The 2,495-nt window shown below is 70.2% G+C and carries 3 protein-coding genes and 2 pseudogenes; 1 reads left to right on the top strand and 4 read right to left on the bottom strand.

Annotated features, from left to right (window positions below; genetic code table 11):
- The 4 genes and pseudogenes from R6V09_RS50795 to R6V09_RS50780 all read right to left on the bottom strand — a co-directional run.
- A pseudogene (locus tag R6V09_RS50795) lies at positions 1 to 496 on the bottom strand (hypothetical protein); the annotation flags it as partial.
- Between the two features lie 150 nt (positions 497 to 646).
- On the bottom strand, positions 647 to 1,069 hold the full coding sequence (locus R6V09_RS50790) for a DUF6113 family protein (RefSeq protein WP_317888195.1): 423 nt from the start codon (positions 1,067 to 1,069) through the stop codon (positions 647 to 649).
- Complete coding sequence (mshB, locus tag R6V09_RS50785) at positions 1,066 to 1,923, bottom strand: N-acetyl-1-D-myo-inositol-2-amino-2-deoxy-alpha-D-glucopyranoside deacetylase (RefSeq protein WP_317888194.1); 858 nt, start codon at positions 1,921 to 1,923, stop codon at positions 1,066 to 1,068. Before mshB ends, R6V09_RS50790 begins: the two co-directional genes overlap by 4 nt.
- A 23-nt stretch (positions 1,924 to 1,946) precedes the next feature.
- Positions 1,947 to 2,141, bottom strand: coding sequence for a hypothetical protein (locus R6V09_RS50780; RefSeq protein WP_019058412.1), 195 nt, complete (start codon positions 2,139 to 2,141; stop codon positions 1,947 to 1,949).
- Positions 2,142 to 2,265: 124 nt separating this feature from the next.
- On the opposite strand from R6V09_RS50780, the pseudogene R6V09_RS54810 reads away from it, so the two are divergent.
- Positions 2,266 to 2,495 (top strand): annotated as a pseudogene (locus R6V09_RS54810) (S9 family peptidase); the annotation flags it as partial.

Raw genomic sequence — 2,495 nt, 5'->3', positions numbered from 1 at the left:
CACCCGTACTCGGGGCACCGGTGCCCGGGGCGCTCGGGGCTCCGGCGGCCGAACCGCCAGGAATCCCGGCGCCGTTGGTGCCGCCACCGCCCTGACCGCCCTTGGCGGGGCCGGACTTGCGGGGTGCGAACCAGTCGCTGGTCTTCTCCTCGGCGCCGGGCAGCGCGAGTTCGGTCGTCGGCTCGACGACGCCCGTGGGCAGCGCGGAACTCGGCAGCTGCACCTCGGCCGTCGTGGATCCGTCGGCGGACTCGGTGTCCGCGACGGGTGTGCGCACGACGACAGGCGGAATGGGCCGCGACCCGGGGATGTTGATCCGGATCCGGGTCGTCAGCGTCGTCTCGGTCTTGCGTTCCTCCGGCTGCGCGGCCGAACGCCCCGCATCCGTACGGTCGTCGGAAGCCGCGGGCGTCCCGTACGGCGGGGTCCCCGAGGGGTAAGCGGCTCCGCCGCGCCCGTCGGGCCCGGAGGACGGAGTGTCAGTTTCACGACTCAAGGCAGGTTCTCCCGGTTGGCTCCGCCGCCCGACACCCACGGGCGACTCGGCGGCGCGCACCACCATACTGGCCACTTCTTGGCGGTATCCCACGGCCGCTGGGGAAACCCACACCGGACTCGCACGCGCGCGTCACCACGAAGTGGTACGTCACTTGCCAAGTCGGACGTCAGGGCTGCTTGGTTGCCGCCCCAAACCCAACGTGGCACAGATCACAGCTACGGCCATCCCACCGAGCAGGAAGAGATAGGAACCGACTCCTGCGCCGAAGAGGAAGTCGCCTTCCGGGCGGCTGGCGGTGAGCAGGATGACGGCGACCATCCAGCCGGCCGCGGGCGCCACGGCCCCGCCCCTTCCGTCGGCCGCTCTCGCCCCGCCGAGGAAGACTCCGCCCGCTCCGGCGAGCGCGAGCAGCAGCCCGCCGGGGAACCAGCCGCCCTGCACCAGCGCCCCGGCCACCCCGACGACCGCGCCGAGCACGAAGAGCCCGAGGTAGGCCAACACCCGTAGCCCGGAAGGCCGTTGCAGCGGCTGGGCGAGGAGGCTTCCGCCGCCCTGATTGGCACTCGTCACAGGCCCAGCCCTTCGAAGAGGTCGGCCTCGGGCGCCCCGGCGGGTACCCCTTGGACCAACTCGTAGTACTCGGTGGTGAATACGGGCTGCGCGAGCTCGTTCGACAAAACGAAGTACGGCTTGTCCGGGGCGACTTCGATCTGGGTGGCGTGCGCGCGCATCGCGGCGGTCTTGGCTGCGGCGTACGCGGTGCCGTCGATCGCGGTGGTGATCCGCCCGTCGTCCACGACACCCGGTACGTCGTCCACGGCGGCGGTCTCGGCGAAGGGAAGCTCCGGCAGCGCGTCACGCAGCCGCGCGAAGCCCTCCTCGACGACGGTCCTGGGTACGCGGTTCCAGTAGACCTTGGCGATCGACTGCCCGGCGTCGGCGGCCAGTTCGGCGGCGCGCATGGCGACGCGGTGGGCCTGGATGTGGTCGGGGTGGCCGTAGCCGCCGTCGGGGTCGTAGGTGACGAGGACCTGGGGTCGTACCTCGCGGATCACCTCGACGAGGTGCCCGGCGGCCTCGTCGACGTCGGCCTGCCAGAAGCAGTCCGGGTCGTCGTTGTCCGGGGTGCCCATCATCCCGGAGTCCCGGTAGCGGCCGGGGCCGCCGAGGAGACCGTGGTCGGTGACCCCGAGCGCCTTCATGGCGGCGGTGAGCTCCCGCTCCCGCTCCTCGGCGAGTCCGGTGCCCGACAGATGCCGCAGTGCGGGCGGGATGACCTCACCGCGCTCTCCGAGGGTGCACGTGATCAGTGTCACGTGGGCACCCTCGGCCGCGTACTTGGCCATCGTCGCGCCGTTGTTGATCGACTCGTCGTCCGGATGCGCGTGCACCAGCAGCAGACGACGGGCGGGCAGTTCCGTCATGTGCCCACCCTAAAGGCGGGCCGTCAGAACTTGATGCTGCCGATCATGCTCGCGATGTTCGTCGTGAGATCGCTGATCGTGGGCGCGATGGTCGAGGAGGCCAGATAGAACCCGAGGAGGACACAGACGACCGCGTGCCCGCCCTTCAGCCCTGATTTCTTGACCAGAAGGAAGACGACGATCGCCAGCAGCACCACCGCCGAAATCGAGAGTGCCACGGCGGCTCACCTCCAATGATCCCAGGGACTAGGGGGGTCGGACTATGGGGGCAATGGATCCATGGCGTGGATCCGTAGAGCAAATCCATACAGCAGCCAGCAGGTTCATACCCACGCAGCGCTAGTGATCATAACTATCCGCGCTCGCGCATCGCTCGGCGCACAGCCGCACAAGGGGGCGCATGGCCAATATGGTCGGGGTATGACGACCGAGGCTGACTCCTTCCCCCGCCGGCACGCCCGTACCCAGCGGTTCACGCTCGGCGCGCCGCGCGCGTTCACCGTGGCGCCCGACGGTTCCCGGGTCGTGTTCCTGCGCTCCGCCTCCGGCACGGACCGGGCGAACGGGCTGTG

The organism is Streptomyces sp. W16 (assembly GCF_033194735.1).
Lineage (GTDB): Bacteria > Actinomycetota > Actinomycetes > Streptomycetales > Streptomycetaceae > Streptomyces.
This window is presented reverse-complemented; position numbering and strand designations above follow the sequence as displayed.